We start from the raw sequence: 26,532 nt of genomic DNA on the forward strand, positions 1-26,532 counted from the left end.
CACCAAACCAAAAAAACCCCCCCCCCCCCCCCCCCCCCCCCCCCCCTCCCCCCCCCCCCTCTCCCCCTTCCCCCCCCCCCCCCCCCCCCCTCGACTGGTGTTTCTCCTGCTCGCAGCGGTCGCCGCGCTGGCACTCGCGCTCTGCGCAAGCGTCATGTTCGGCAGCCGCAGCACCTCGTTCGGCGAAGTTCTCGACGTCCTGAGGGGCACCGCCGACCCGAACCTCACCGTCATCGTCGAGAGCCGGTATCCCAGAACCGTCCTCGGTATCCTCGCCGGACTGAGCCTCGCGGTCGCGGGCACCCTCATGCAGGGCGTCTCGCGCAACCCGCTGGCCGAACCCGGACTCCTCGGCATCAACGCCGGTGCCTCCGCGAGCATCGTCGCCGCGACGGCCTGGCTCGGGGCCTCCGGCGCCACCGACACCATGTGGTGGGCGCTGCCCGGAGCCCTGCTGGCCGGAGTGCTCGTCCATGTGATCGGCTCCGCCGGTACGGGGACGAGCGTGGTGCGCCTGGTGCTCGCCGGAGCGGTGCTCACCGCCGTACTGATGGCGTTCATCCAGGCGGTGACCCTCAGCAAGCCGCAGGTGTTCGACAGCTACCGCTACTGGGTCGTCGGGGCGCTCGGCGGCCGGGACTTCGACGTCTTCTGGTCCGTCCTCCCCTTCGCCGCCGTCGGCTTCCTGCTCGCCCTGGCCCTCGGCCCCGGCCTCAACGCCCTGGCCCTCGGCGACGCGACCGCCGTCGCCCTCGGCTCGCACCCGGGACGCACCAGGGGCGGCGGGCTGCTCGCCGCCACCCTGCTCAGCGCCGCGGCGACCGCCGCCGTCGGTCCGATCGCCTTCGTCGGCCTCGCCGTCCCGCACGTCGTACGGGCCCTGGTCGGCGTCGAATTCCGCGTTCAGATCCTCTTCTCCGCCCTGCTGGGCCCCACCCTCCTGCTCCTGGCGGACGTGGTGGGCCGGGTCGTGATGCGCCCCACCGAGCTCATGGTCGGCGTCGTCACCGCGTTCATCGGCGCACCCGCGCTGCTCATTGCCGTACGCAGGATGAGGAGCACGACATGATCGTCACCGACCGGACCGTGCCCCTCCGCAAGACCCGCCCGGCCCCCCGCGGCTACCTGGTCGTCGGGCGCACCATCGCGATACCCGTGCGCCGGGCCTCGGTCCTCGCAGCCGCCGGGCTCTTCGTCCTCCTTCTCGCGGCCGCCGTCACCACCCTGACCTGGGGTCGCCTCGGCGTCGACCTCGCGGACCTGCCCGCCGCCCTGCTCGGCAACGCCGAGGGCAAGGACCGCTTCGTCTTCAACCGGCTGCGCGGCCCCCGCCTCACTGTCGCCATCGGGGTCGGCGCGGCCCTCGGCCTCTCCGGCGCGCTCTTCCAGTCCGTCACCCGCAACCCGCTCGGCAGCCCCGACGTCATCGGGCTGTCCGCCGGAGCCGGCGCGGGCGCCGCGACCTGCGCGCTGATGTTCCCCGACACGGTCCCGGTCGCCGTCGGCGCGCTCATCGGCGCGATCCTCGCGATGACCCTCGTGTACGTCTCCACCGGCACCGGCTTCCGCAACCCCGCCCGGCTCGTCATCGCCGGGATCGGCGTCGCGGCGATGGGTTCGGCCATCACCCAGTACGTCGTCTACTCCCTGGAGCGCGACAAGGCCTCCGTCCTCACCGCCTACGTCAACGGCAGCTTGACCGCCCGCTCCTGGACCGACGCCGGCACGATCTGGCTGGTCCTGCTGGCGGCCGCGCCGCTGGCCGCGCTGATCTCCGGGCGGCTCGACATCGGCGAGATGGGCGACGACATCGCCGAAGGCCTCGGCTCCGAGCCGAAGAAGGCCAAGACACTGGCCGTGGTCCTCGCCGTCGCGCTCTCCGCCGCGGCCGTCAGCGTCTCCGGCCCCATTGCCTTCATTGCCCTGACCGCACCTCAGATCGCCAGACGCCTCACCCGCGCCTCCGGGCCGCACCTGCTGCTCTCGGCCCTGACCGGCGGTCTGCTGCTGGTGCTGGCCGACCTCTGCTCCCAGCAGCTGTCGCTCTTCGACGACCTGCCGGTCGGGATCTACACCATGGCGATCGGCGGCGCGTATCTCGGCTATCTGCTGATCCGGGAGTGGCGCAGGGGCGTGCTCTGATGGTCCGGTCCGCCGGAGACGGCCCCGACTGGTCACGTACAGGTTCGTCGACCATACTGCCCGCCGTGGAGCAGAGCATAGATTCGAACGAGAAGCCCGAGTTCGCCGCAGGCACCGACCCGGCGTTCATCCCCCTTCCCGGCCTGGCCGCACCCGCCGCCATCCGGAAGCCGGAGGCGGAAGCGGCCCCTGACGGCGCGTCCGACGCGGTGGAAGCCCCGGAGGCCGGTGCGGCCGAGGAAGCGGAATCCGAAGCGGAAGCAGAACGGGAAGCGGCGGCCGAGGAAGCGGCGGCAAAGGGAGAAGAAGCGGCAGAGGGAGAAGGAGAGGACGGGGCCGAGGAGGGCCCGGTCTTCGAGGTCAGCGACCGCCGGGGCTCGATCCGGGTGGCCCGGGAGGGCGTCCGGTTCCGGCTGGACGACCAGGAGGCCGAGTTCGACTGGGACGAGATCGGCGCGGTGGCGACCACCCCGGCCCGCTTCGGCCGCCGGTTCACCGTGACCGTCCACCTGTCGAGCCGTCGCTGGTTCAATGCCGAGGTCGAGGCGGCGAGCCGGGCGGAGCTCAAGACCTGGCCGGCCGAACTGGACACCGTCCTGGACGCCTACTTCGAGGAGTCCTGAGTTTGGAGGAGTCCTGAGCTTCGAGGCGGACGTCAGCTTCGTGGCGGACGTCAGCGTGGAGGCGGGCGTCAGCGTGGAGGTGGGCCGTCCCGGCCTGGCCCGGTGCGGGCCGCCGCACCGGCCGTGGGGCGGCACCCCCGTGCGTCATCCGCGGCGGTGCCGCCCGCCGCTGCCGCGGCTCCGGACGCGCACCGAGATGTAGAAGACCAGGGCGACCGCGGCCAGCCCCAGCACGACCTTGCTCACGACACCGACGTACGCGCCGACCGCGGCCCACTGGTCCCCGAGCAGGTAACCGGCCATCACCAGCACGGTGTTCCACACCAGACTGCCCGCCGTCGTCAGTGCGACGAAGGTCGGCAGCGGCATGCGCTCCACACCCGCCGGCACGGAGATCAGGCTCCGGAAGACGGGCACCATACGGCCCAGGAGGACCGCCTTGGTGCCGTGCCGGGCGAACCACCCCTCCGTCCGCACCAGGTCGGAGGCCTTGACCAGCGGCAGCTTCGCCCAGAGGGCGTGCATCCGCTCCCGGCCGAAGACGGCCCCGATCCCGTACAGCGCCACCGCTCCGACGACCGAGCCGAGCGTCGTCCAGAACAGGGCGGAGGCCAGACTCAGCGCGCCCTGCGACACAGCGAACCCGGTCAGCGGCAGGATGATCTCGCTGGGCAGCGGCGGGAACAGGTTCTCCAGGGCGATGGCCAGACCGGCACCGGGGCCGCCGAACGCCTCGACCAGCCCGGCGGCCCAGCCCGCGATGCCCCCCTGCGGCTCCTCGGCGGCAACTGACAGTGCGAGGTGCATAGGGGGGCTCTCCGGAGTGGCGGGCGGGGGCGCGGGGGTCAGCCGCGTCCTACCCGCCCATGATCCCTCAAGCCCCGTCGAGGACCACCGAGCGGGTCAGGTGACGCGGCAGATCCGGGTCGAGCCCCCGTGCCGCCGCCCGGGCGAGCGCCAGCCGCTGTACGCGGACGAGCTCGGCCAGCGGGTCGAGGCCGCCGCTCTCCACCCACCGGGCGCCCGTCGCCCGTACCTGCTCCGGCAGGCCCTCGGGGGCTTCGCCGAACATCCAGGTCGCGGTGGTCGCGGTGGCGATGCTGATCGGGCCGTGGCGGTACTCCATCGCCGGGTAGGACTCCGTCCAGGACAACGACGCCTCCTTCATCTTCAGCGCCGCCTCATGGGCCAGGCCGACCGTCCACCCGCGGCCGAGGAAGGAGAACTGGGTGCTCTCCAGCAGACCTTCGGGCAGGGGCTCGGCGAGCGCCCTCGCGGCGTCGCGGACCACGTCGTCGGAGTGCAGGCCGAGGTGGGACCGCAGCAGGGTGAGCGCCGAGGTGGCGAACCGGGTCTGCACGACGGACCGTTCGTCGGCGAAGTCGAGGACCACGAGCTCGTCGGCCGCCGCCTCGACCGGTGTTCGCGGATCGGCGGTGACGGCCACCGTGCGGGACGTACCCCGCAGCCGCTTCAGCAGCGCCAGGACCTCGGTCGTGGTCCCCGACCGGGTCAGCGCGACGACCCGGTCGTAGGTGCGGCCGGGCGGGAACTCCGAGGCGGCGAAGGCGTCCGACTCGCCCTGGCCCGCGCTCTCGCGGAGCGCGGCGTAGGACTGCGCCATGTAGAAGGAGGTCCCGCAGCCGACGACGGCGATCCGCTCGCCCGGGGCGGGCAGGGCGGCCGCTGCGGGGCCGTCCGCCAGTGCGGCGGCACGCCGCCAGCAGGCGGGCTGACTGGCTGTCTCGATCTCGGCATACGACACGTCTGCACCCCACGGAAAGGAGATGGATGAAGCCCTCATGGTGAATCCTGCACGTTACATCCGCTTATCGAGCAAGAACAAGCAAACTTGGCGCGGGTGAGGGCCTGGAAGAACCTGGAAGGACCAGGGAGGGGGCGGAGGAGGCCCCGGGAGGGGAGGGGAGAAGGGCGGGCCGGAGGCGGACCCCCGCCCGGCCTGTGCGACGCTTGCCGCTGTCCGGCCACCGGCGACCGCGTTCCCGCGAAACGCGGTGCTCACACCGGACGGTGAGGAGAGACTCTTGTCCAGGGACGCCCGGTGGGACGCGCTGCTGGAACTGGTCGGCAAACACGGCAGGGTGGACGTCGAGGAGGCGGCTGCGGCGCTCGCCGTCTCGGCCGCGACCATCCGCCGTGACCTGGACCAGCTTGCCGAACAGCACCTGCTCACCCGCACCAGGGGCGGTGCGGTCGCGCACGGGGTCTCCTACGAACTGGCGCTGCGCTACAAAACGGGCCGCCACGCCCCGGAGAAGCAGGCCATCGGCCGAGCGGTCTCCGGACTGGTCGCCGTCGGCGAAGTGGTCGGCCTGACCGGCGGTACGACGGTGACCGAGGTGGCCAGGGCGCTGGCCGTGCGCCAGGACATCGTGGGCGAGCCGGCACAGGCGGGCGGTCAGCCGACGCTGACCGTGGTGACGAACGCGCTCAACATCGCGAGTGAGCTGGCCATCCGGCCGCAGATCAAGATGGTCGTCACGGGCGGAGTGGCGCGGCCGCAGTCGTACGAACTGACGGGGCCGCTGGCCGTCGGCGTGATGAACGAGATCACGCTCGACGTCGCCGTCCTGGGGGTGAACGCCATCGACATCGAACGTGGCGCGTACGTCCACCACGAGGGCGAGGCCAGCGTCAACCGGCTCCTCGCGGAGCGGGCCCAGCGGGTGGTGGTCGCGGCCGACTCCTCGAAGATCGGCAAGAGGGCCTTCGCCCGGGTCTGCGACCTGGGTCTGGTCGATGTGCTGGTCACCGACTCCAACATCGCGGCGGAGGCACGGGAGCGGTTCGGCGAGGCGGGGGTCCAGGTCGTTACAGTCTGACGACCGCGGACGGATGGAGACGGTCAGACGGGTCGCGGGACGGCTGGAGAAGGCCGGAGACGGACCGGTGGCGGACCGGGTGCGGCCGGTGGCGGACCGAGCACAGCCGGAGGTGGCCGGAGGCAGCCCGAGACGGCCGGAGACGGCCCGAGGCAGGCGTGGATCGACGTGGATGGCCGCTTCGCCGTGTCGTTGGTACGCCGAACGGGTGAGGGACGAGAGGATTGCCCGATGAACAGTGAGCGCAGCCGGCGCGAACCCAACCGGCGTACGGACGGGGTGGCCCTGTGAGCAGGTACGACAGGTATGACAGATACGACGCCACCGACGAACAGTGGGAAGGGCTCGCCCAGGTCGTCCCGTTGCGCGGTCGCGACGAGTGGCCGTCCCGGATCGACCACCGCACCGTCCCGGACGAGCGGGCCGTCGAACAGCGACGCCTCGTCGTCCTGCGGGTGCAGGTCTTCGCGGACGCCCGCGAGGTCGCCGAGTATCTGGTGGCCCAGGTCCCGGTGCTGCTCGATCTGACAGCGGCGGAATCGGACGTGGCGAAGCGGATTCTCGACTTCAGTAGCGGTGTGGTCTTTGGGCTCGGCAGCGGCATGCACCGCGTCGACCGCAATGTCTTCCTGCTCGCGCCGGTCGGCATGGAGGTCGAGGGGGTCACGCCCGCGGGGCTCGCCCAGTCGTAGGCGGCAGCCGGGGCGGCCTCCGGTGCTGACCGGAACGCCGCCCCCGGCCGCACGTTCCTTCGCTGTCGGTGGCCGGTGATAGACCTGGGGCCGTGACAGAAACCGATGTGGCAGAACTCCAGCGGCGGCTGGCCGCGTTCGCGGCGGCGCGGGACTGGGAGCAGTACCACACCCCGAAGAACCTGGCGGCTGCGCTGAGCGTCGAGGCCTCCGAACTGCTGGAGATCTTCCAGTGGCTGACGCCCGAACAGTCGGCCGGGATCATGGAAGACCCCGAAGCGGCCCACCGGGTCACCGACGAGGTCGCCGATGTGCTCGCCTATCTCCTCCAGTTCTGCGAGGTGTTGGGCATCGATGTGACAGCGGCCCTGGCAGCCAAGATCGAGCGGAACGAGAGTCGTTTCCCCGCCCCTGGACGTACCGGAACTGCTGGACCTACCAGTCGTACCGGCCCCACTGGACCTACCAGTCGTACCGGTTCTACTGGCCCTACCGGACCTACTGCCCCCCGCGATTGTCACTCTTCGGAGTGATCGAGTTATCCACAATCGACTTCGTGTCCACAGATTTCCGAATTCCTCTGGTCTTACGGTGCCATCTACCTCACTGTGGGTAATGGATGAGGTGAGCGGGTTTTCGTACGGACGGGGGAAAGCCATGGAAGCGGTACGACTCATCGAGACGGGGCGGCGGGCTCTGGCGGACAGCCGGGGTGCGCTGGACGTGATGGCGGAGGCCTGGCAGGCGCAGGCCCTGGCCCGGGCGGTCGGCAGTCGTCTGGCGCTGGGCGGGCCGATGGAGTTACGAGGCGAGGCGCGGGCCCTCGGCGAGATCGGCAGCGGGTGCTCGGCGCTGGACCACCCGAGGGTGCTCTCCGGCGGCGCCAGGGCCGTGCAGCTGTCCGGGATCGCGGATGTGCGGGCGGCCCTGGCCGGGCTCGCGCTTCTGCTCGGCGAGGCCGGGATCGCCCTCGTGGGGGTGGCGTGCGACACGGGGGAGGACGGCCTCTACTGGCAGTGCATCGAGGCCATGGACGCGGCCGACGAATCACTGGACCGCGTCCACGGGATGCTGAGACGGCTGGCAGAGCGGGAGAGGGAGCGCGACGGCCCGTACGGCGGCATACGCGGCCCCGCGCCCTCGGCGGCGGGGCCCTGAGAGGGGGAGGAAGCGTGGAGGCCCGGTGGGGCTGGTGAGGGGGAGCGGCCGCCGGAGGGGCAGGATGGGGGCATGGATCTTCGCATCTTCACCGAGCCCCAGCAAGGGGCCGACTACGACACGCTGCTGACCGTCGCCAAGGCCACCGAAGACCTGGGCTTCGACGCCTTCTACCGCTCGGACCACTACCTCCGCATGGGCTCCGGCGACGGGTTGCCCGGGCCGACCGACGCCTGGATCACCCTGGCCGGACTGGCGCGCGAGACCCGGCGGATCCGGCTCGGCACGCTGATGACCGCCGGCACGTTCCGGCTGCCGGGAGTACTGGCCATCCAGGTGGCTCAGGTCGACCAGATGTCCGGCGGCCGAGTCGAACTGGGCCTGGGGGCAGGCTGGTTCGAGGAGGAGCACAAGGCCTACGGCATCCCCTTCCCCAAGGAGAAGTTCGGCCGCCTGGAGGAGCAGCTGGCGATCATCACCGGCCTGTGGGCGACGGAGACCGGCAGGACCTTCACCTACGACGGTACGTATTACCAGCTCACCGACTCGCCCGCACTGCCGAAGCCCGCGCAGGCCAAGGTGCCCGTCCTGATCGGCGGCCACGGCGCGACCCGTACCCCGCGCCTCGCCGCGCAGTACGCGGACGAGTTCAACATCCCGTTCGCCTCTCTGGAAGACAGCGAGAAGCAGTTCGGCCGGGTCCGGGCCGCGGCGCAGGCGTTCGGGCGTGCGCCGGACGACCTGGTGTATTCCAATGCGCTGGTCGTCTGCGCGGGGAAGGACGACGCCGAGGTCGCCCGGCGTGCGGCGGCCATCGGCCGTGATGTGGAGGAGCTCAAGGCGAACGGGCTGGCCGGCTCGCCCGCCGAGGTCGTCGACAAGATCGGCCGGTACGGCGCGATCGGCTCGTCCCGGATCTACCTCCAGGTCCTCGACCTGGCCGACCTGGACCATCTGGAACTGATCTCCTCGCAGATCCAGTCCCAACTGACCTGACGTACCCTCACCCCCCGCCTCACCGCCTCATCTCACCTCACCTCACGTCACCTCACCTCGACCGGAAGGAGCGCTGCCATGAGCACCGGCCGTACGCACGCGCTTGCCGACGCGCTGGCCGCCGGGCCTGTCCTGCTGGACGGCGGGCTCTCCAACCAGTTGGAGGCGCAGGGCTGCGATCTGTCCGACGCACTGTGGTCGGCCCGGCTGCTGGCCGACGCGCCGGAACAGATCGAGGCCGCCCACCTCGCCTACCTCCGGGCCGGGGCGCAGGTGCTCATCACCGCCAGCTACCAGGCCACCTTCGAAGGGTTCGGGCGGTACGGCATCGACCGGGCCGGGGCCGGGGCCCTGCTCGCCCGCAGCGTGGAGCTGGCCCGGCGCGCCGCCGACGCGGCACGCCGGGCCGGCCCCGGGCGGCGGATGTGGGTCGCCGCGTCGGTCGGGCCGTACGGGGCGATGCTCGCCGACGGCAGCGAGTACCGGGGGCGATACGGGCTGAGCGTGCGGGAGCTGGAGCGCTTCCACCGCCCTCGGGTGGCGGCGCTGGCGGAGGCGGGGCCCGACGCGCTGGCGCTGGAGACGGTGCCGGACGTGGACGAGGCCGAGGCGCTCGTCCGGGTGGCGGAGGAGACCGGTCTGCCGTTCTGGCTGTCCTACAGCGTGGCGGGCGGCCGGACCCGGGCCGGGCAGCCGCTGGAGGAGGCGTTCGCGGTGGCCGCCGGACGGGACCGGGTGCTGGCGGTCGGGGTCAACTGCTGTGAGCCGGAGGAGGCGCAGGGGGCCGTGGAGCAGGCGGTCGCGGTCACGGGCAGGCCCGCCGTGGTCTACCCGAACAGCGGGGAGGGCTGGGACGCGGCAGGGCGGGGGTGGACCGGGCGCAGTACCTTCGACCCGGGGCGGGTGCGGGCCTGGACCCGGGCCGGGGCCCGGCTCGTCGGAGGCTGCTGCCGGGTGGGGCCTGACCGGATCGCGGAGCTGGCAGGACGCTTGGCAGCATCACCGGAGCGCTGAAAATGCCTGGTGGGGGGCAGGGGATGACCACCATACTCGGACAGGTGTTCCTGACAATCGGTACGACCGGCACCCCTGAACGTCCCGCCACCGACCTGGGCTATCTGCTGCACAAGCATCCCGGCAAGGCGCAGACGTTCTCCACCTCGCACGGGCCCGCGCACGTCTTCTACCCCGAGGCGTCCGCCGAGCGCTGCACGGCCGCACTCCTGCTGGAGGTGGACCCGGTGGCGTTGGTGCGGCGCGGCAAGGGCAAGGGGCGGGGCGGCGCGCCCGACGCGGCGCTCGCGCAGTATGTCAACGACCGCCCCTATGCGGCGTCCTCGCTGCTGTCGGTCGCCCTCGCCGCCGTCTTCAAGTCCGCGCTGGGCGGAGTCTGCCGGGCGATGCCCGAGCGGGCCGAGCAGCCCCTGCCGCTGCGGATCGAGGTGCCCGCCCTGCCCGCCCGGGGTGGCGTCGAGCTGGTGCACAAGCTGTTCGCGCCGCTCGGCTGGACGCGGGTCGAGGCCGTGGCCGTGCCGCTGGACGAGCAGTTCCCCGAGTGGGGCGACTCGCGCTACGTACGGTTGGTGCTGGAGGGTGAGTTGCGGCTCGCCGACGCGCTGCGCCAGCTGTACGTCCTGCTGCCTGTGCTGGACGACGCCAAGCACTACTGGGTCGCGCCCGACGAGGTGGACAAGCTGCTGCGGGCCGGAGAGGGCTGGCTGGCGGACCACCCCGAGCGGCCGCTGATCACCCGGCGCTATCTCTCCCACCGCTGGGGGCTCACCCGCCAGGCCGACCAGGCCCTGGAGCTGGTCCGGCTCGCCGAGTCGGACGACCTCGAAGTGGAGAGCATCGACAACGCGGTGGACGAGGGCACCGACACCGAGGAGAAGCCGGTCCCGCTCGCCGAACAGCGGCGTACCGCCATCCTCGACGCGCTGCGTGCCGCCGGGGCGAGCCGGGTCCTCGATCTCGGCTGCGGTCAGGGCCAGTTGGTGCAGGCGCTCCTGAAGGATGTGCGCTTCACCGAGATTGTCGGCGTCGACGTCTCGATGCGCGCTCTCACGATCGCCTCGCGCCGGCTGAAGCTGGAGCGGATGGGGGAGCGCCAGGCGGACCGGGTCATCCTGCGGCAGGGCTCCCTCACCTACACGGACAAGCGGCTGGGCGGCTATGACGCGGCCGTGCTCAGCGAGGTCGTCGAGCACCTGGACCTGCCCCGGCTGCCCGCCCTGGAGTACGCGGTCTTCGGCGCGGCCCGCCCGGGGACGGTGCTCGTGACCACGCCGAACGTCGAGTACAACGTCCGCTGGGAGACCCTCCCGGCGGGGCACGCACGGCACGGTGACCACCGCTTCGAATGGACCCGGGCGGAGTTCCGCGACTGGGCGGAGCAGGTCGCCGGACGGCACGGATACACCGTCCGGTACGTGCCCGTCGGCCCCGACGACCCCGAGGTGGGGCCGCCGACCCAGATGGCCGTGTTCACCCGGACCACGGCGACCGAGAAGACGAAGGAGGCGAAGGCCGCATGAACAACAACAGCATCGACAACAGCAACAGCAACAGCAACAGCAACAGCACCGACGACAACAGCACTGACACCATCCGCACGACCGGCGGCAGCGCCCCGCGCACCCTGCCGGTGACCGACCTCTCCCTCGTCGTCCTCATCGGCGCCAGCGGATCGGGCAAGTCCACGTTCGCCCGCAAGCACTTCAAGCCGACCGAGGTCATCTCCTCCGACTTCTGCCGGGGCCTGGTCGCCGACGACGAGAACGACCAGAGCGCCAGCCGCGACGCCTTCGACGTGCTGCACTACATCGCGGGCAAGCGCCTGGAGGCCGGGCGGCTCACTGTCATCGACGCCACCAGCGTCCAGTCCGAGAGCCGCAAGCAGCTCGTCCAGCTGGCCAGGAAGCACGACGTCCTGCCCATCGCCATCGTCCTCGACCTCCCCGAAGAGGTCTGCATCGCCCGCAACGCGACCCGCCCCGACCGTGCCGGAATGCCGCGCCACGTCATCCAGCGGCACCGCCGCGAGCTGCGGCGCTCCCTGCGCGGCCTGGAGCGCGAGGGTTTCCGCAAGGTGCACGTCCTGCGCAGCGAGGAGGAGGCTTCGAGCGCTGAAGTGGTCCTGGAGCGCCGCTACAACGACCTCCGCCACCTCACCGGCCCGTTCGACATCATCGGCGACATCCACGGCTGCCGCTCCGAGCTGGACACCCTCCTCGGCAAGCTCGGCTACGTGGACGGCGCCCACCCCGAGGGCCGCACCGCCGTCTTCGTCGGTGACCTCGTCGACCGGGGCCCCGACAGCCCGGGCGTGCTGCGCCGCGTCATGTCCATGGTCTCGGCGGGCAACGCCCTGTGCGTCCCGGGCAACCACGAGAACAAGCTCGGCCGATACCTCGCGGGCCGCAAGGTCCAGCTCACGTACGGGCTGGCCGAGACCGTCGAGCAGCTGGAGCGCGAGGACGCCGAACACCCCGAGTTCCGGGGACAGGTGCGCGAGTTCATCGACGGGCTGGTCAGCCACTACGTCCTGGACGAGGGAAAACTGGTGGTCTGCCACGCGGGCCTGCCCGAGAAGTACCACGGCCGAACCTCCGGCCGAGTCCGCTCGCACGCGCTGTACGGGGACACCACCGGGGAGACCGACGAGTTCGGGCTGCCCGTGCGCTACCCGTGGGCCGAGGACTACCGGGGCCGCGCCGCCGTGGTCTACGGTCACACCCCGGTGCCCGCGACCTCCTGGATCAACAACACCATCTGCCTGGACACCGGTGTCGTCTTCGGCGGGAAGATGACCGCGCTGCGCTGGCCGGAACGTGAACTGGTCGACGTACCGGCCGAGAAGGTCTGGTACGAGCCCGTCAAGCCACTGGTGACCGAGGCGCCCGGGGGCCGGGAGGGCAGGCCGCTGGATCTCGGCGACGTACAGGGCCGCCGCATCGTGGAGACCCGGCACATGGGCCGCGTCGCCGTGCGCGAGGAGAACGCGGCCGCCGCGCTCGAAGTCATGAGCCGGTTCGCCGTGGACCCGCAGCTGCTCCCCTACCTCCCGCCCACCATGGCCCCCACCGCCACCTCGCGGGAGGACGGCTTCCTGGAGCACCCGGCCGAGGCGTTCGCGCAGTACGCCAAGGACGGCGTCGGCCGGGTCGTGTGCGAGGAGAAGCACATGGGGTCCCGGGCCGTGGCCCTGGTCTGCAAGGACGCGGCAGCCGCGACCGCACGCTTCGGGACGGAGGGCCCCACCGGGGCGCTCTACACCCGCACCGGCCGGCCGTTCCTCGACGACACCACACTCACCGAAAGCGTCCTGGGCCGTTTGCGCACAGCGCTCACCGCCGCCGGGCTCTGGGAGGAGTGGGACACCGACTGGGTGCTCCTGGACGCCGAGCTGATGCCGTGGTCGCTGAAGGCCCAGGGCCTTCTGCGCTCGCAGTACGCCGCCGTCGGCGCTGCTTCCGGTGCGGTCCTCCCGCCCGCGGTCGCCGCCCTGGAGCAGGCGGCCGCCCGGGGCGTCGAGGTGGCGGGCCTCGCCGGACAGCAGCGCGCCCGCGCCCGGGACGCGGCCGCGTTCACCGAGGCGTACCGGCGCTACTGCTGGCCCACCGAGGGCCTGGACGGGGTGCGTCTCGCCCCGTTCCAGATCCTCGCCGTCCAGGGCCGCTCCCTGGCCGCCGTGCCGCACGACGAACAGCTCGCCTGGCTGGACCGGCTGGTCGAGCACGACCCGACCGGGCTGCTCCAGGTCACCCGGCGGCTCGTCGTCGACACCGGGGACGAGGCCTCCGTGCGCGCGGGCGTCGACTGGTGGCTGGAGATGACCGGGCGCGGCGGCGAGGGCATGGTCGTCAAGCCGCTCGCCGCGCTCGTCCGCGACGGCAAGGGCCGTCTCGTCCAGCCGGGCATCAAGGTGCGCGGCCGGGAGTATCTCCGCATCATCTACGGCCCCGAGTACACCCGCCCGGAGAATCTGGAGCGGCTGCGCTCCCGGTTCCTCGGCCACAAGCGTTCGCTGGCGCTGCGGGAGTACGCCCTCGGCCTGGAGGGCCTGGACCGGCTGGCGGACGGCGAGCCGCTGTGGCGGGTCCACGAGGCGGTGTTCGCCGTCCTGGCCCTGGAGTCGGAGCCGGTGGACCCCCGGCTCTGACCCCCGGTTGCCGGTCCCGGACAACCCGTGGGCGATTCGCGGGGTGAACGGTGCTCCGCCCGGTGAGGATGAAGGCATGGGATTCCATGTCGACTCCGAAGCCGGGCGGCTGCGCCGCGTCATACTGCACCGCCCCGATCTGGAGCTGAAACGGCTCACGCCCAGGAACAAGGACGCGCTCCTGTTCGACGACGTCCTGTGGGTGCGGCGCGCCCGGGAGGAGCACGACGGGTTCGCGGACGTCCTGCGCGACCGGGGTGTCGCGGTGCACTTCTTCGGCGATCTGCTGCGCGAGTCGCTCGACATCCCGGTCGCCCGACGGCTCGTGCTGGACCGGGTCTTCGACGAGAAGGCCTACGGCCCGCTCGCCACCGAGCATCTGCGGGCGGCCTTCGAGGAGTTGTCCTCGGCGGAGCTCGCGGAGGCGCTGGTGGGCGGGATGACCAAGCGGGAGTATCTGGAGCGGCATAGTGAACCGACCTCGGTCCGCTTCCATGTCATGGACCTGGACGACTTCCTGCTGGGCCCGCTGCCCAACCACCTCTTCACCCGTGACACCTCCGCCTGGATCTACGACGGGGTCTCCATCAACGCGATGCGCTGGCCGGCCCGGCAGCGCGAGACCGTCCACTTCGAGGCGATCTACCGTCACCACCCGCTGTTCACCGGCCCGGAGGCCGGGGTCTTCCACCACTGGTCGGAAGGGCAGGACGACTACCCCTCCACCATCGAGGGCGGTGACGTCCTGGTCATCGGGCAGGGGGCGGTGCTGATCGGGATGAGCGAGCGCACCACCCCGCAGGCGGTGGAGATGCTGGCCCGGGGGCTGTTCGACGCCGGTTCCGCGCGCACGATCGTGGCGCTCGACATGCCGAAGACCCGGGCGTTCATGCACCTGGACACGGTGATGACGATGGTCGACGGCGACACGTTCACCCAGTACGCCGGTCTCGGGATGCTCCGCTCGTACACCATCGAGCCCGGCAGCGGACCCCGCGAGCTGAAGGTCACCGACCATCCGCCCGAGCACATGCACCGGGCCATCGCCGCCGCCCTCGGGCTCGACTCCATCCGGGTGCTCACCGCCACCCAGGACGTGCACGCGGCGGAGCGCGAGCAGTGGGACGACGGCTGCAACGTCCTCGCGGTCGAGCCGGGCGTCGTCGTCGCGTACGAGCGCAACGCCACCACCAACACCTATCTGCGCAAGCAGGGCATTGAGGTCATCGAGATCCGGGGGAGCGAGCTGGGCCGGGGCAGGGGCGGGCCGCGCTGTATGAGCTGCCCGGTGGTGCGGGACCCCGTCGGGGGACCCGCTGAGGGGACTGCGTAGGCGCCCGCACAGGGGACTGGGCGCAGCCGCTCGCACAAGGGGCTGAATAGAGATGCGGTTGATCGTATAGACTTCCAGCGTTGTCTCGTTTCAGCTGTAGCCGTCAGCCGCCCGACCAGGAGCAGTCATCATGGCCATAGACCTCACCGGCCGCCACTTCCTCAAGGAGCTGGACTTCACCTCCGAGGAGTTCCTCGGCCTGGTCTCGCTGGCCGCCGAGCTCAAGGCCGCCAAGAAGGCCGGGGTCGAGGTCCAGCGGCTGCGCGGGAAGAACATCGCGCTGATCTTCGAGAAGACGTCGACCCGTACACGCTGCGCGTTCGAGGTGGCCGCTGCCGACCAGGGCGCCTCCACCACCTGCCTCGACCCCTCCGGCTCGCAGATGGGCCATAAGGAGTCCGTGAAGGACACCGCCCGGGTGCTCGGCCGGATGTTCGACGGGATCGAGTACCGAGGTGACAGTCAGCGGGTCGTCGAGGAGCTGGCCGAGTACGGCGGGGTCCCGGTCTTCAACGGGCTCACCGACGACTGGCATCCCACCCAGATGCTCGGCGACGTCCTCACGATGACCGAGCACAGTGACCGGCCCGTCGCGGAGATGACCCTCGCCTACCTCGGCGACGCCCGCTTCAACATGGGCAACTCCTACCTGGTCACCGGTGCCCTGCTCGGCCTGGACCTGCGGATCGTGGCCCCCGAGGAGTACTGGCCGGACGCGTCCGTCGTGGCGCGGGCCCGCGCGCTCGCCGAGGCCAGTGGTGCGACGATCACCCTCACCGACGATGTCGCCCAGGGCGTGCGCGGCGCCGACTTCGTCGCCACCGACGTCTGGGTCTCGATGGGGGAGCCCAAGGAGGCGTGGGCCGAGCGCATCGCCGCGCTCGCGCCGTACGCCGTGACGATGGACGTCCTGCGCGCCACGGGCAACCCCGACGTGAAGTTCCTGCACTGCCTGCCCGCCTTCCACGATCTCGGCACCCAGGTCGGCCGGGACGTCCACGCCGCGTACGGGCTGACCGAGCTGGAGGTCAGCGACGAGGTCTTCGAGTCCGCGCACTCGGTCGTCTTCGACGAGGCGGAGAACCGGATGCACACGATCAAGGCGGTCCTGGTGGCGACGCTGGCCGGGAAGTAGCCCCGCACGGGCGCGGGTACGGGTACGGGGTAGGCGTTCGCATGCTCATACACCCGATTGGGTGAACATGCGCGGCGGTGGTTACGATGTCGCCTCTGGTGGGGTTCGGGCTCGCACGCCCGGACCCCCTTCCCATGTGCGGACCGGGCCCAGGGTCCTCGTACGCGCACGGGAAACGTCCCCCCACCTCGCACCACCCCGTGCACCACCAGAGATGAGAACGTCCGTATGAGCCCCGGTCTGCGCCGCAAGAGTCCCGAACAGCTCATCGCCGAGTCCGGCGGCGATCTGGAGGGCCACGGCCTCAAGCGGACGATGGGCCTCTTCCAGCTCGTCTGCTTCGGGGTCGGCGCCATCGTCGGCACCGGCATCTTCGTCGGGCTGTCCGACAGCGTCGCCGAGGCCGGGCCCGCCGTCGTGATCTCGTTCGTCCTCGCCGCGATCACCTGCATCTTCACCGCCCTCTCCTTCGCGGAGCTGGGCAGCGCGATCCCGGTCTCCGGAAGCTCGTACTCCTTCGCCTACGCGGCGCTCGGCGAGCGCACCGCCTTCCTTGTCGGCTGGTGCCTCCTGCTGGAGTACGGCGTCTCGGTCTCGGCCGTGGCGGTGGGCTGGAGCCAGTACGTCAACGAGCTGCTGAACAGCGTCATCGGCTGGGAACTGCCCGCCGCCCTGTCCTCCGGGCCCGGCGACGGCGGCGCGATCAACCTCCCGGCGATCATCGTCATCGCCATGGCCGCCACCCTGCTGGTGCGCGGCATCCGGGAGAGCGCGACCGCGACCGCCGCCATGGCGGTCCTCAAGATCGGCATCCTGCTGGCGTTCTGCGCCGTGGCCTTCAGCGCGTTCGAGGACGGCAACCTCATGCCGTTCGCGGGCCACGGGCTCGGCGGGATCACCGCGGGCGCCTCGCTGGCGTTCTTCTCCTACATCGGCTTCGACGCCATCACCACCGCGGGCGAAGAGGTCAAGAACCCCCGGCGGAACATCCCGATAGCCATTCTGATCTGCATCGGCGTCGTCACCCTGCTCTACTGCGCGGTGGCGCTCTCCGCCATCGGCGCGATCGGCTCGGACGCGGTCGCCGACAAGCCCGCGGCGCTCTCGATCGTGGTCAACCAGGTCACCGACTCCGCGGTCGGCGGCGGCATCATCGCCTTCGGCGCGGTCGTCGCCATCGCCTCGGTGGTGCTTGCCGTGATGTACGGGCAGACCCGCATCCTGATGTCGATGTCCCGCGACGGGCTGATCCCGCGCGTCTTCGAGAAGGTCTCGCCCAAGACCCACACCCCGGTCGCCAACACCTGGATCGTGGCCTGCGTTTTCGCGGTCCCGGCGGCCTTCTCCTCGCTCGACGTCGTCGTGAACCTGACGACGATCGGCACGCTCGCCACGATGGTCGCCGTCAATGTCGCGGTCGTGGTGCTGCGGCGCCGCCACCCCGAGCTGAAGCGGACCTTCCGGGTGCCGCTCTACCCGGTGAGCCCGCTGCTGGGCGTCGTGTTCTGCCTGTATCTGATGTACGGGACCGGCTGGACGACCTGGGTCCAGTTCGCGGTCTTCCTGGCCGCCGGATCGCTGCTGTACACCGTGTACGGCCGCAAGCGCTCCCGGCTGGTCAGCTCCCCGGCGAAGGACCCGGCTGCGCCGGTATCGCCGGAAGCGTGAACCACACGGCCTTGCCGTGCTCCGTGGTGCGGTGACCGCAGGCGGAGCTGAGGGTCCGGATCAGCAGCAGGCCGCGGCCGTGCTCCTGCCAGGGATCGACCTCGTGCCCGGGCCCCGTGCGGGAGAGGTCGCCCGGCGGAGCGGGGTCGCGGTCGTGCACCTCGACCTGGCAGCCGGTGGGCAGCAGCTCCACGACCAGCTCGATCGGTTCGCCGCCCCGCGTGTGCTCGACCGCGTTGGCCACCAGCTCGGCGGTCAGCAGTTCGGCGGTGTCGCAGTCGGCCGGGGCGTCGATGTCGGACAGCGCCGTGCGGACGAGGGCGCGGGCGATCGGCACGGCTGCCGTGGAGTGCGGCAGGGCGATACGCCAGGAGGCGGGGACGGGGACATCGGGCGGCACGGCAGGGTTCCGTTCGGGCGACTTCTCGGGTTCACGCAGTTCTCGTGTCGAGACTTCCTGGTTTCAACCTTACGAAGCGCTCCGGCGCAGCCATAGGGGCGGTCGGCCGGAGCAAAGGGGACTTTCGCCACAACAGTCTCACGGATGCTGTATTGCGACCTCGTGACGGAGGTCACGTACGAGTGATAACTTCGGAGACGGAACGCGACCCGCCCACGGCCGGCAGCCGCCCGATCGCTGAAGGGGACCCCTCCATGAGCCCGTTTCCCAGCTCGGCTCCGAACGCCGAGGAGTGGCGTCACCTCCGGCTGACCCGGGACGACGGTGTGGCCACCGTCACATTCGCCCGCCCCGAGAAACTCAACGCGCTCACCTTCGGCGCGTACGCGGATCTGCGCGACCTCCTCGCCGAACTCTCCCGGGAACGCTCGGTGCGCGCCCTCGTCCTCGCGGGCGAGGGACGCGGCTTCTGCTCCGGAGGGGACGTCGACGAGATCATCGGCGCCACCCTGACGATGGACACCGCACAGCTCCTGGACTTCAACCGGATGACCGGGCAGGTCGTCCGGGCCCTGCGGGAGTGCCCCTTCCCGGTCGTCGCCGCCGTCCACGGGGTCGCCGCCGGCGCCGGAGCCGTGCTGGCGCTCGCCGCCGACTTCCGGGTCGCCGACCCGTCGGCCCGGTTCGCCTTCCTGTTCACCCGGGTCGGCCTCTCCGGCGGCGACATGGGCGCGGCCTATCTGCTGCCCCGGGTCGTCGGCCTCGGCCACGCGACCCGGCTGCTGATGCTCGGCGACACCGTCCGGGCCCCGGAGGCGGAGCGGATCGGGCTGATCAGCGAACTGGCGGAGGAGGGGAAGGCCGACGAGCGCGCCGCCGAGCTGGCCCGCCGCCTCGCCGACGGCCCCGCCCTCGCCCTCGCCCAGACCAAGGCGCTGCTCACCGCGGAACTGGACATGCCGCTGGCCGCCTCCGTCGAGCTGGACGCCAACACCCAGGCGCTGCTGATGCACGGCGAGGACTACGCGGAGTTCCACGCGGCCTTCACCGAGAAGCGGCCCCCGAAGTGGCAGGGGAAGTAGTCGTGGCGGACGCCCCCGAAGGCGCCCGGCGCCCGGTCGCGACGGCCTCCGGCCACGGCTCGCCCGTGCGGCGGATCGCGGTCATCGGCGGCGGCCCCGGCGGACTCTACGCCGCGGCCCTCCTCAAGCGGCTCGACCCGGCCCGCGAGATCACCGTGTACGAGCGCAACGCCCCCGACGACACCTTCGGCTTCGGCGTCGTGCTCTCCGACGAGACGCTCGGCGGCATCGAGCACGCCGACCCCGAGGCCTACCGGGCGCTGAGAGCTGAGTTCGTCCGCTGGGACACCATCGACATCGTCCACCGCGGCCGCACCCACACCTCCGGCGGCCACGGCTTCGCCGCCCTCGGCCGCCGCCGGCTCCTGGAGATCCTGCACGAGCGCTGCGCCGCACTCGGCGTCGGACTCCGCTTCCGTACCGAGGCCCCGCCCGCCGCCGAACTGGCCGTCCACCACGACCTGGTCATCGCCGCCGACGGGGTGCACAGCGCCACCCGCGAGGCGCATCCCGAAGCCTTCGGGCCGTCCCTCACCGAGCACCGCAACCGCTACATCTGGCTCGCCGCCGACTTCGCGCTCGACGCCTTCCGCTTCGAGATCGCCGAAACCCCGTACGGGGTCATGCAGTTGCATGGCTACCCGTACGCCGCCGACGCCTCCACCGTCATCGTCGAGATGTGCGAGGAGGTGTGGCGCGCCGCCGGACTCGACACCTGCGACCCGGACGAATCCACCACCCGCTGCGCCAAGTTCTTCACCGAAGCACTGGACGGCAGGCCCCTGCGCGGCAACAGGTCCAGCTGGCTCACCTTCCGCACGGTCGCCAACTCACGCTGGTCGCACGGGAACACGGTGCTCATCGGGGACGCCGCGCACACCGCGCACTTCTCCATCGGCTCCGGCACCAAGCTCGCCGTCGAGGACGCCCTCGCGCTGGTCGCCTGCATCGAGGAACAGCCGGACCTGCCCTCCGCGCTGACGGCGTACGAGACCGAGCGCCGCCCGGTCGTCGCCTCCACCCAGCGGGCGGCCGCCGCCAGCCTGCGCTGGTTCGAGGAGCTGGCCGCCTACGTCGACCAGCCGCCCCGCCGCTTCGCGTTCAACCTCCTCACCCGCAGTCGCCGGGTCACCCACGACAACCTGCGGCTGCGCGACGCCTCCTTCACCGCCGTGGTCGAGGAGGAGTTCGGCTGCCCGCCCGGCACCCCGCCGATGTTCACCCCGTTCAGGCTGCGCGGCCTCGAACTGCGCAACCGGGTCGTCGTCTCACCGATGGACATGTACTCGGCCACCGACGGGCTCCCCGGTGACTTCCACCTCGTCCACCTCGGCGCCCGAACGCTCGGCGGGGCCGGAATCACCATGACCGAGATGGTCTGCGTCAGTCCCGAGGGGCGGATCACCCCCGGCTGCGCCGGCCTGTGGACCGACGAACAGGCCACCGCCTGGCGTCGGATCACCGACTTCGTCCACACCTCCGCCCCCGGCGCGGCCATCGGAGTCCAGCTCGGCCACTCCGGCCGCAAGGGCTCCACGAAGCTGATGTGGGAGGGCATCGACCAGCCGCTGGAGCACGGCAACTGGCCCCTGTCGGCGGCCTCCCCGCTCCCGTACCGACCGGGCGTCAACCAGGTCCCGCAGGAGCTGGACGGCGCCGGACTGGCCGCCGTACGCGAGCAGTTCACGCAGGCGGCCCGCCGCGCGGCCGCCGCCGGTTTCGACCTCCTCGAACTCCACTGCGCGCACGGCTACTTGCTCTCCGGCTTCCTCTCTCCGCTCACCAACCACCGCACCGACGCCTACGGCGGCCCGCTGGAGAACCGCCTCCGCTACCCCCTGGAAGTCTTCGGCGCGATCCGCGAAGTCTGGCCCGAGGAACGGCCGATGACCGTCCGGATCTCCGCCACCGACTGGGCCGAGGGCGGCACGGAAGCGGAGGACGCCGTGGAGATCGCCCGCGCCTTCGCCGCCCACGGGGCCGACGCCATCGACGTCTCCACCGGCCAGGTCGTCCCCGACGAGAGCCCCGAGTTCGGCCGCTCGTACCAGACCCCGTACGCCGACCGGATCCGCAACACCGTCGGCATCCCGGTCATCGCGGTCGGCGCCATCTCCTCCTGGGACGACGTCAACTCCTTGCTCCTGGCGGGCCGCGCCGACCTCTGCGCCCTGGCCCGCCCCCACCTCTACGACCCGCACTGGACCCTCCACGCGGCGGCCGAACAGGGCTACACCGGACCGGGCGCGCCCTGGCCCCTCCCGTACGGCGCGGGCAGCCGCCCCCCGCCCACTGGCCGGACGGACGCCCCGAAGCCCCGGCTCGCCCTGGGATGACCAGGCACTCGTGGCAGCGGCACGGGACGGGGTGGGGCACACCGCCCCAGTGCTCCTGCCGGTACCGCACGGCCAGAGCGCCGAGCAGGGCGGCCCGCTCCTCCGCGTACTCCCGGGTGGCCCACGCCCCGTCGACGCCCACCGCCGACACGCGCCGCAGCACCGCCGGACTGTGGATGGCGGCAGGCCGGAACGTGTGCGGATCGCGGGTCGCCATGTCGACGGTGAGGTACGCACCGGTGTGCCGACCGCGCCCGACGGTGGTCAGCTGCTCGTGCCCCATACCCGGACAGGTGTCCACGACGTCCACCTTCGACCCGCCCCGGTACGACGTGGTCCCCGGCCGCAGCTCCTGCTCACCGTCCCCGTACCGCCGCCGCCGCACTACGTTCGCGGCGACGAGCCACAACGGCCCGGGCGCGACCGCACCCGCCTCCGTCATCAGGCTCCCCTCCGCGACACCAGCCGGCCGGCCACCGGTTCGTACCCGATGCGGCGGCGTACGGAGCACGGCCCCCGCCGCATTCCCGCCCCGACGCCGTCGGTGAAGGTCCGTGCCATGCCTCATCCTGCCCGCCGGGCCGGGGCCGGAGCACCCGGATTTCGGCCGGGAGGCCTCACCCCCGGACGAAGCGCTCCCCGGCGTCCCGCAAGCGGTCGTGCAGGCGGCCGAACACCTCTGCCGAGCGGGCGCCCGGCCAGTCGGCCGGGAGGAGTTCCGGGGGGAGGCCCGGGTCGGCGTAGGGGAGTCGGCGCCAGGAGTCCAGGGCCAGGATGTAGTCCCGGTAGGCGGCCTGGGGGCGGGGTGCGGTGTCGGGGGGTGCGGTCGACTCCCAGTCCCGCAGGACTGGTTCGTGCAGTTCCAGGAAGTCGTGGTGGAGGCGGGCCACCGCGTCCAGGTCCCACCAGCGGGCCACCGACTCGCGGGTCGGCGTGAAGCCGAGGTGGTGGCCGCGGAACAGGTCGACGTACGGGGCCAGTTCGAGGCGCTCCAGTGTGTGGCGCGTCTCCTCGTAGAGGCCGGCGGGGGCGATCCACACGCCGGGCGCCGCAGTGCCGAAGCCCAGCCGCGCCAGCCGCGAGCGCAGCACATGCCGCTTGCTGCGTTCCGCCTCGGGCACCGAGAACACCGCGAGGACCCAGCCGTCGGCGAGCCGGGGCGCGGGGCGCCGGTAGATGCGGCGGTCGCCGTCGTCCAGCAGCTGGCGGGCGTCCGGTGACAGGGCGTAGCCCGCCGAGCCGTCCGCCGCGCGGGCCGCGACCAGCAGCCCGCGCCGCTTCAGCCGCGAGACGCAGGAGCGTACGGAGGGGGCGTCGACGCCCACGGCGTGCAGCAGACGGATCAGCTCGGCCACCGCGAACGGGGCGTCGTCGGAGGGACGACCGTAGGCGCCGTACAGCGTGACGATCAGGGAACGGGGGGTGCGCAGCTCGGCCACGTGATCACTCTAGGGCCTGTCGTTCGGGTCAGCCCGCGGGCCCGGGACGGTCCGAACGGCAGGCGCTATGCCGTGTCTTCCCGGAGCAGGAACCGCTGGAGCTTGCCGGTCGCGGTGCGTGGGAGGGCGGTGTGGAAGACGAACGCGCGCGGGCACTTGTGCGGGGCCAGGTTGGCCTTCATATGGGCGCGCAGCGAGTCCGCCGTCTGCTCCGAGCCCTCCGTCAGCACCACGTGCGCCACCACGATCTCGCCGCGCAGTTCGTCCGTCCGGCCCACCACGGCGGCCTCCGCGACCGCCGGATGGCGCAGCAGGGCGTCCTCCACCTCGGGCCCCGCGATGTTGTACCCGGAGGAGATGATCATGTCGTCGGCGCGGGCCACGTAACGGAAGTAGCCGTCCGGTTCGCGGACGAACGTGTCACCGGTCAGGTTCCAGCCGTGCCGGACGTACTCCGCCTGGCGCGGGTCGGCGAGGTAGCGGCAGCCGACCGGGCCGCGCACGGCGAGCAGCCCCGCCTCGCCGTCGGGCAGCTCCTCGCCGTGCTCGTCCACCACCCGGGCCTCCCAGCCCGGCACGGGGACGCCGACGGTGCCGGGGCGGATGGCGTCGTCCGCGGCCGAGATGAAGATGTGCAGCAGCTCGGTGGCCCCGATGCCGTTGATGATGCGCAGCCCGGTCGCCTCGTACCAGGCCTGCCAGGTCGCCGCGGGCAGGTTCTCCCCGGCCGAGACGCAGCGCCGCAGCGCCGAGAGGTCGTGGCCGTCCAACTGGCCGAGCATCGTGCGGTAGGCGGTCGGCGCGGTGAACAGGACCGAGACCCGGTGCCGCGCCAGCGCGGGCAGCAGTTGCCGCGGCCCCGCCTGCTCCAGCAGCAGTGTGGACGCCCCGGCCCGCAGCGGGAACACCAGCAGCCCGCCCAGGCCGAAGGTGAAGCCCAGCGGCGGGCTGCCCGCGAACACGTCGTCGGGCCGCGGGCGCAGCACCTCGCGGGAGAAGGTGTCGGCGATGGCCAGCACATCCCGGTGCAGATGCATACAGCCCTTGGGGCGGCCGGTCGTCCCCGAGGTGAACGCGATCAGCGCCACCTCGTCGGCCGCTGTGTCCACCGCCCGGTAGGGGCCGGAGCCGGAGTGCGCGGCCGCCAGCCGGGTCAGGTCATCGGGCGCGTCCCCGCCGAACAGGGTGATCCGCAGCCCCTCGACGCCCGCCTCGATCAGGTCCTTCTCCGCGCGGGCGTCGCACAGCGCGTGACCGGTCCGGGCCAGCGAGCAGACGGTGGCCAGCTCCGTGGCGCGGGCCTGCGCCAGTACGGTAACGGCGACGGCGCCCGCCTTCATGACGGCCAGCCAGCAGGCGGCCAGCCAGGGCGTGGTGGGCCCGCGCAGCAGCACCCGGTTGCCCGGCGCGATCCCCAGGTCCTCGGTCAGCACATGCGCGATGCGGTCCACCGTCTCCCGCAGCTCGCCGTAGCTCCAGACGCTCCCGTCATCCGAACGCAGCGCGGGGCGGTCCGCTCCCCGCTCCGCCACGGTGCGGTCCAGCAGCTCGTACCCGCAGTTCAGCCGTTCGGGGTAACGCAGCCGGGGGTCGTCCAGGAGCAGCTTCGGCCACTGCTCGGGCGGCGGCAGATGGTCGCGGGTGAACGTGTCGGTATGCGCGCCGGCGACGCGTACGGACGCGCCTTCGGCGGCTGTGGGCGTGTTCGGCGAGGAATTCGGCTCCATGAAGGATCGCCCCCTTGTCGCCTCTGGAGCGTATCGTTTGGGTGACGGTAGTCAACGGTCCGCGATAGGGCGCGACGCGACAAGGCGTGACGCGACAAGGCAATGACGCGAAAAGTGCAGGGACGAGACAAGGCAGACGCGACAAGAGAGGCGCCGCCATGACGGCATTCTCCCTCGAACCCGAACAAACCGCATGGTGCGAAGAGCTGCGCACCCTCGCCGCACAGGAGCTGCGCCCGCTGGCGGAGAAGGGCGAGCCCGGGCGCGTCAACCGGCCGCTGCTGGCCGCGCTCGGCGAGCAGGGGCTGCTCGGCCGGATGTTCGGTTCCGGGGCGCTCGACCTGTGCCTGCTGCGTGAGTCCCTGGCCCGGGGCTGCACCGAGGCCGAGACCGCCCTCGCCCTCCAGGGGCTCGGCACCACCCCGATCGTCCAGGCGGGCACCCCCGCCCACCGCGAGCGCTGGCTCCCCGAGGTCCGGGCCGGACGCGCCGTCGCCGCGTTCGCGCTGAGCGAGCCGGGCGCCGGGTCCGACGCGGCGGCGCTGAGCCTGGCCGCCGGGCCCGCCCCCGGCGGCTGGCGGCTCACCGGCGAGAAGTGCTGGATCTCCAACGCCCCGGAGGCCGACTTCGCCGTGGTCTTCGCCCGGACGACCCCCGGCGCGGGCTCCCGGGGCATCACGGCGTTCCTGGTCCCCTCCGACCGCCCAGGGCTCACCGGCTCCGCCCTCGACATGCTCTCCCCGCACCCCATCGGCACCCTGGAGTTCGACGGAGTACCGGTCACCGCCGACGACGTCCTCGGCGAACCCGACCGGGGCTTCCGGGTCGCCATGAACACCCTCAACCTGTTCCGCCCCAGCGTCGGCGCCTTCGCCGTGGGCATGGCCCGCGCCGCCCTCGACGCGACCCTGGAGCACACCGCCCACCGCACCGCGTTCGGCGGCCCCCTGAGCGACCTCCAGGCCGTCTCGCACCAGGTCGCCGAGATGGCCACCCGTACCGAGGCCGCCCGCCTCCTGGTGTACGCGGCGGCGGCCGCGTACGACGCGGGGGAGAGCGGGGTCCCGCGCCGCGCGGCCATGGCCAAGCTGTACGCCACGGAGACCGCGCAGTACGTCGTCGACACCGCCGTCCAGCTGCACGGCGCCCGTGCCCTGCGCCGGGGCCATCTGCTCGAACACCTCTACCGCGAGGTCCGGGCGCCCCGGATCTACGAGGGCGCCAGCGAGGTGCAGCGCGCCATCATCGCCAAGGAGCTGTACGCGACCGCGGCACAGCAAGCCGCCTCCCCGAACCAGGAGCCGTCCGTATGAGTCCGTCCCACCGGATCAACCCGGCCGAACTCTCCCCGCCCACCGGCTTCTCGCACGCCGTCGTCGCCACCGGCGGCCAACTCGTCTTCCTCGCCGGGCAGACCGCGCTCGACCCGGACGGCAAGGTCGTCGGAGCCACCCTGCCCGACCAGTTCGCCACCGCCCTGGGCAATCTGCTCACCGCCCTCCACGCGGCCGGCGGCGCCCCCGCCGACCTGGCCCGGGTCACCGTCTACGCCACCGACATCGCCGACTACCGGTCCCACGCCCCCGAGCTGGGCCGGATCTGGCGCCGGCTCGCGGGGCGCGACTACCCGGCGATGGCCGTCATCGGCGTGGCCCGGCTCTGGGACGAGCAGGCCATGGTCGAGATCGACGGGGTCGCGGTCCTGCCGTGAGCTCCCTCGCGCGCCGAGCGCCGATCCTCTCGTGCGCCGGGTGCCCCCGAGTCGCGGCCCGGGGGCGTCGGCGCGAGGCTTGAGGG

Annotated in this window: 23 protein-coding genes and 1 pseudogene; 18 read left to right on the forward strand and 6 right to left on the reverse strand. The window is 72.2% G+C overall.

Annotation, left to right across the window (positions count from 1 at the left end; translation table 11 throughout):
- Window positions 1-106 precede the first annotated feature (106 nt).
- From ACZ5WC_RS12100 to ACZ5WC_RS12110, 3 genes are all read left to right on the forward strand, one after another.
- Window positions 107-1,069, forward strand: a complete 963-nt coding sequence (locus tag ACZ5WC_RS12100) for a FecCD family ABC transporter permease (protein ID WP_468540973.1) — start codon at window positions 107-109, stop codon at window positions 1,067-1,069.
- Window positions 1,066-2,142 (forward strand): FecCD family ABC transporter permease, encoded by a 1,077-nt coding sequence (locus ACZ5WC_RS12105; protein WP_468540695.1) that lies wholly within the window; start codon window positions 1,066-1,068, stop codon window positions 2,140-2,142. The genes ACZ5WC_RS12100 and ACZ5WC_RS12105 overlap by 4 nt, the downstream gene beginning before the upstream one ends.
- Before the next feature lie 65 nt (window positions 2,143-2,207).
- Window positions 2,208-2,765: a hypothetical protein gene (locus ACZ5WC_RS12110; protein WP_468540696.1), complete on the forward strand. Its 558-nt coding sequence runs from the start codon at window positions 2,208-2,210 to the stop codon at window positions 2,763-2,765.
- A gap of 144 nt (window positions 2,766-2,909) precedes the next feature.
- On the opposite strand, the gene ACZ5WC_RS12115 is transcribed toward ACZ5WC_RS12110, so the two are convergent.
- Both ACZ5WC_RS12115 and ACZ5WC_RS12120 read right to left on the reverse strand, forming a co-directional pair.
- Complete coding sequence (locus ACZ5WC_RS12115) at window positions 2,910-3,572, reverse strand: DedA family protein (RefSeq protein ID WP_468540697.1); 663 nt, start codon at window positions 3,570-3,572, stop codon at window positions 2,910-2,912.
- 67 nt (window positions 3,573-3,639) lie between these two features.
- Window positions 3,640-4,530, reverse strand: a complete 891-nt coding sequence (locus tag ACZ5WC_RS12120; RefSeq protein ID WP_468540698.1) for an SIS domain-containing protein — start codon at window positions 4,528-4,530, stop codon at window positions 3,640-3,642.
- Window positions 4,531-4,810: 280 nt separating this feature from the next.
- On the opposite strand from ACZ5WC_RS12120, the gene ACZ5WC_RS12125 reads away from it, so the two are divergent.
- The 11 genes from ACZ5WC_RS12125 (at window position 4,811) to ACZ5WC_RS12175 (ending at window position 17,751) form a co-directional block, all read left to right on the forward strand.
- Window positions 4,811-5,608, forward strand: a complete 798-nt coding sequence (locus ACZ5WC_RS12125; RefSeq protein ID WP_468540699.1) for a DeoR/GlpR family DNA-binding transcription regulator — start codon at window positions 4,811-4,813, stop codon at window positions 5,606-5,608.
- A gap of 287 nt (window positions 5,609-5,895) precedes the next feature.
- Window positions 5,896-6,300 (forward strand): cell division protein SepF, encoded by a 405-nt coding sequence (locus ACZ5WC_RS12130; RefSeq protein WP_468540700.1) that lies wholly within the window; start codon window positions 5,896-5,898, stop codon window positions 6,298-6,300.
- Window positions 6,301-6,392: 92 nt separating this feature from the next.
- On the forward strand, window positions 6,393-6,833 hold the full coding sequence (locus tag ACZ5WC_RS12135; RefSeq protein WP_468540701.1) for a nucleotide pyrophosphohydrolase: 441 nt from the start codon (window positions 6,393-6,395) through the stop codon (window positions 6,831-6,833).
- 124 nt (window positions 6,834-6,957) lie between these two features.
- A complete protein-coding gene (locus tag ACZ5WC_RS12140) occupies window positions 6,958-7,458 on the forward strand; it encodes a DUF6099 family protein (protein WP_468540702.1) in 501 nt (166 codons plus the stop codon).
- A gap of 72 nt (window positions 7,459-7,530) precedes the next feature.
- Window positions 7,531-8,454 (forward strand): LLM class F420-dependent oxidoreductase, encoded by a 924-nt coding sequence (locus ACZ5WC_RS12145; RefSeq protein ID WP_468540703.1) that lies wholly within the window; start codon window positions 7,531-7,533, stop codon window positions 8,452-8,454.
- A gap of 78 nt (window positions 8,455-8,532) precedes the next feature.
- Window positions 8,533-9,468: a homocysteine S-methyltransferase gene (gene mmuM, locus ACZ5WC_RS12150; protein ID WP_468540704.1), complete on the forward strand. Its 936-nt coding sequence runs from the start codon at window positions 8,533-8,535 to the stop codon at window positions 9,466-9,468.
- 44 nt (window positions 9,469-9,512) lie between these two features.
- Window positions 9,513-10,988, forward strand: a complete 1,476-nt coding sequence (locus ACZ5WC_RS12155; RefSeq protein WP_468540974.1) for a 3' terminal RNA ribose 2'-O-methyltransferase Hen1 — start codon at window positions 9,513-9,515, stop codon at window positions 10,986-10,988.
- Window positions 10,985-13,615 carry a polynucleotide kinase-phosphatase gene (locus ACZ5WC_RS12160; protein ID WP_468540705.1) on the forward strand — a complete coding sequence of 877 codons (2,631 nt, stop codon included), beginning with the start codon at window positions 10,985-10,987 and terminating at the stop codon, window positions 13,613-13,615. The genes ACZ5WC_RS12155 and ACZ5WC_RS12160 overlap by 4 nt, the downstream gene beginning before the upstream one ends.
- Window positions 13,616-13,691: 76 nt before the next feature.
- Window positions 13,692-14,948 (forward strand): arginine deiminase, encoded by a 1,257-nt coding sequence (locus ACZ5WC_RS12165; protein WP_468540706.1) that lies wholly within the window; start codon window positions 13,692-13,694, stop codon window positions 14,946-14,948.
- Window positions 14,949-15,078: 130 nt separating this feature from the next.
- A complete protein-coding gene (gene argF / locus ACZ5WC_RS12170; RefSeq protein ID WP_468540707.1) occupies window positions 15,079-16,083 on the forward strand; it encodes an ornithine carbamoyltransferase in 1,005 nt (334 codons plus the stop codon).
- Window positions 16,084-16,311: 228 nt separating this feature from the next.
- Complete coding sequence (locus ACZ5WC_RS12175; protein WP_468540708.1) at window positions 16,312-17,751, forward strand: amino acid permease; 1,440 nt, start codon at window positions 16,312-16,314, stop codon at window positions 17,749-17,751.
- On the opposite strand, the gene ACZ5WC_RS12180 is transcribed toward ACZ5WC_RS12175, so the two are convergent.
- Window positions 17,702-18,151, reverse strand: a complete 450-nt coding sequence (locus ACZ5WC_RS12180; protein ID WP_468540709.1) for an ATP-binding protein — start codon at window positions 18,149-18,151, stop codon at window positions 17,702-17,704. The genes ACZ5WC_RS12175 and ACZ5WC_RS12180 overlap by 50 nt on opposite strands.
- Window positions 18,152-18,405: 254 nt before the next feature.
- Between ACZ5WC_RS12180 and ACZ5WC_RS12185 the strand changes: the two genes are divergently transcribed.
- Together ACZ5WC_RS12185 and ACZ5WC_RS12190 are read left to right on the forward strand one after the other, a co-directional pair.
- Window positions 18,406-19,233 (forward strand): enoyl-CoA hydratase family protein, encoded by an 828-nt coding sequence (locus ACZ5WC_RS12185; protein ID WP_468540710.1) that lies wholly within the window; start codon window positions 18,406-18,408, stop codon window positions 19,231-19,233.
- Window positions 19,234-19,298: 65 nt separating this feature from the next.
- Window positions 19,299-21,569: a bifunctional salicylyl-CoA 5-hydroxylase/oxidoreductase gene (locus tag ACZ5WC_RS12190; RefSeq protein WP_468540975.1), complete on the forward strand. Its 2,271-nt coding sequence runs from the start codon at window positions 19,299-19,301 to the stop codon at window positions 21,567-21,569.
- Window position 21,570: 1 nt separating this feature from the next.
- Here ACZ5WC_RS12190 and ACZ5WC_RS12195 read toward each other — a convergent pair.
- From ACZ5WC_RS12195 to ACZ5WC_RS12205, 3 genes and pseudogenes are all read right to left on the reverse strand, one after another.
- Window positions 21,571-22,011, reverse strand: a pseudogene (locus ACZ5WC_RS12195) (hypothetical protein); the annotation flags it as partial.
- Between the two features lie 175 nt (window positions 22,012-22,186).
- Window positions 22,187-23,008, reverse strand: coding sequence for a PaaX family transcriptional regulator (locus ACZ5WC_RS12200; RefSeq protein WP_468540711.1), 822 nt, complete (start codon window positions 23,006-23,008; stop codon window positions 22,187-22,189).
- A gap of 65 nt (window positions 23,009-23,073) precedes the next feature.
- Window positions 23,074-24,735, reverse strand: a complete 1,662-nt coding sequence (locus ACZ5WC_RS12205) for an AMP-binding protein (RefSeq protein ID WP_468540712.1) — start codon at window positions 24,733-24,735, stop codon at window positions 23,074-23,076.
- 158 nt (window positions 24,736-24,893) lie between these two features.
- On the opposite strand from ACZ5WC_RS12205, the gene ACZ5WC_RS12210 reads away from it, so the two are divergent.
- Window positions 24,894-26,048, forward strand: coding sequence for an acyl-CoA dehydrogenase family protein (locus tag ACZ5WC_RS12210; protein ID WP_468540713.1), 1,155 nt, complete (start codon window positions 24,894-24,896; stop codon window positions 26,046-26,048).
- On the forward strand, window positions 26,045-26,446 hold the full coding sequence (locus tag ACZ5WC_RS12215; RefSeq protein WP_096629472.1) for a RidA family protein: 402 nt from the start codon (window positions 26,045-26,047) through the stop codon (window positions 26,444-26,446). Before ACZ5WC_RS12210 ends, ACZ5WC_RS12215 begins: the two co-directional genes overlap by 4 nt.
- Window positions 26,447-26,532 lie beyond the last annotated feature (86 nt).

Source organism: Streptomyces sp. NPDC033165 (genome assembly GCF_055577965.1).

Bases quoted from the DNA above. Each gene is read 5' to 3' on its own strand.
- ACZ5WC_RS12175 (WP_468540708.1), top strand. From the start codon at position 16,312: ATGAGCCCCGGTCTGCGCCGCAAGAGTCCCGAACAGCTCATCGCCGAG.
- argF (WP_468540707.1), top strand. From the start codon at position 15,079: ATGGCCATAGACCTCACCGGCCGCCACTTCCTCAAGGAGCTGGACTTC.
- ACZ5WC_RS12160 (WP_468540705.1), top strand. From the start codon at position 10,985: ATGAACAACAACAGCATCGACAACAGCAACAGCAACAGCAACAGCAAC.
- ACZ5WC_RS12215 (WP_096629472.1), top strand. From the start codon at position 26,045: ATGAGTCCGTCCCACCGGATCAACCCGGCCGAACTCTCCCCGCCCACC.
- mmuM (WP_468540704.1), top strand. From the start codon at position 8,533: ATGAGCACCGGCCGTACGCACGCGCTTGCCGACGCGCTGGCCGCCGGG.
- ACZ5WC_RS12205 (WP_468540712.1), bottom strand. From the start codon at position 24,735: ATGGAGCCGAATTCCTCGCCGAACACGCCCACAGCCGCCGAAGGCGCG.
- ACZ5WC_RS12145 (WP_468540703.1), top strand. From the start codon at position 7,531: ATGGATCTTCGCATCTTCACCGAGCCCCAGCAAGGGGCCGACTACGAC.
- ACZ5WC_RS12185 (WP_468540710.1), top strand. From the start codon at position 18,406: ATGAGCCCGTTTCCCAGCTCGGCTCCGAACGCCGAGGAGTGGCGTCAC.
- ACZ5WC_RS12105 (WP_468540695.1), top strand. From the start codon at position 1,066: ATGATCGTCACCGACCGGACCGTGCCCCTCCGCAAGACCCGCCCGGCC.
- ACZ5WC_RS12165 (WP_468540706.1), top strand. From the start codon at position 13,692: ATGGGATTCCATGTCGACTCCGAAGCCGGGCGGCTGCGCCGCGTCATA.
- ACZ5WC_RS12140 (WP_468540702.1), top strand. From the start codon at position 6,958: ATGGAAGCGGTACGACTCATCGAGACGGGGCGGCGGGCTCTGGCGGAC.
- ACZ5WC_RS12115 (WP_468540697.1), bottom strand. From the start codon at position 3,572: ATGCACCTCGCACTGTCAGTTGCCGCCGAGGAGCCGCAGGGGGGCATC.
- ACZ5WC_RS12210 (WP_468540713.1), top strand. From the start codon at position 24,894: ATGACGGCATTCTCCCTCGAACCCGAACAAACCGCATGGTGCGAAGAG.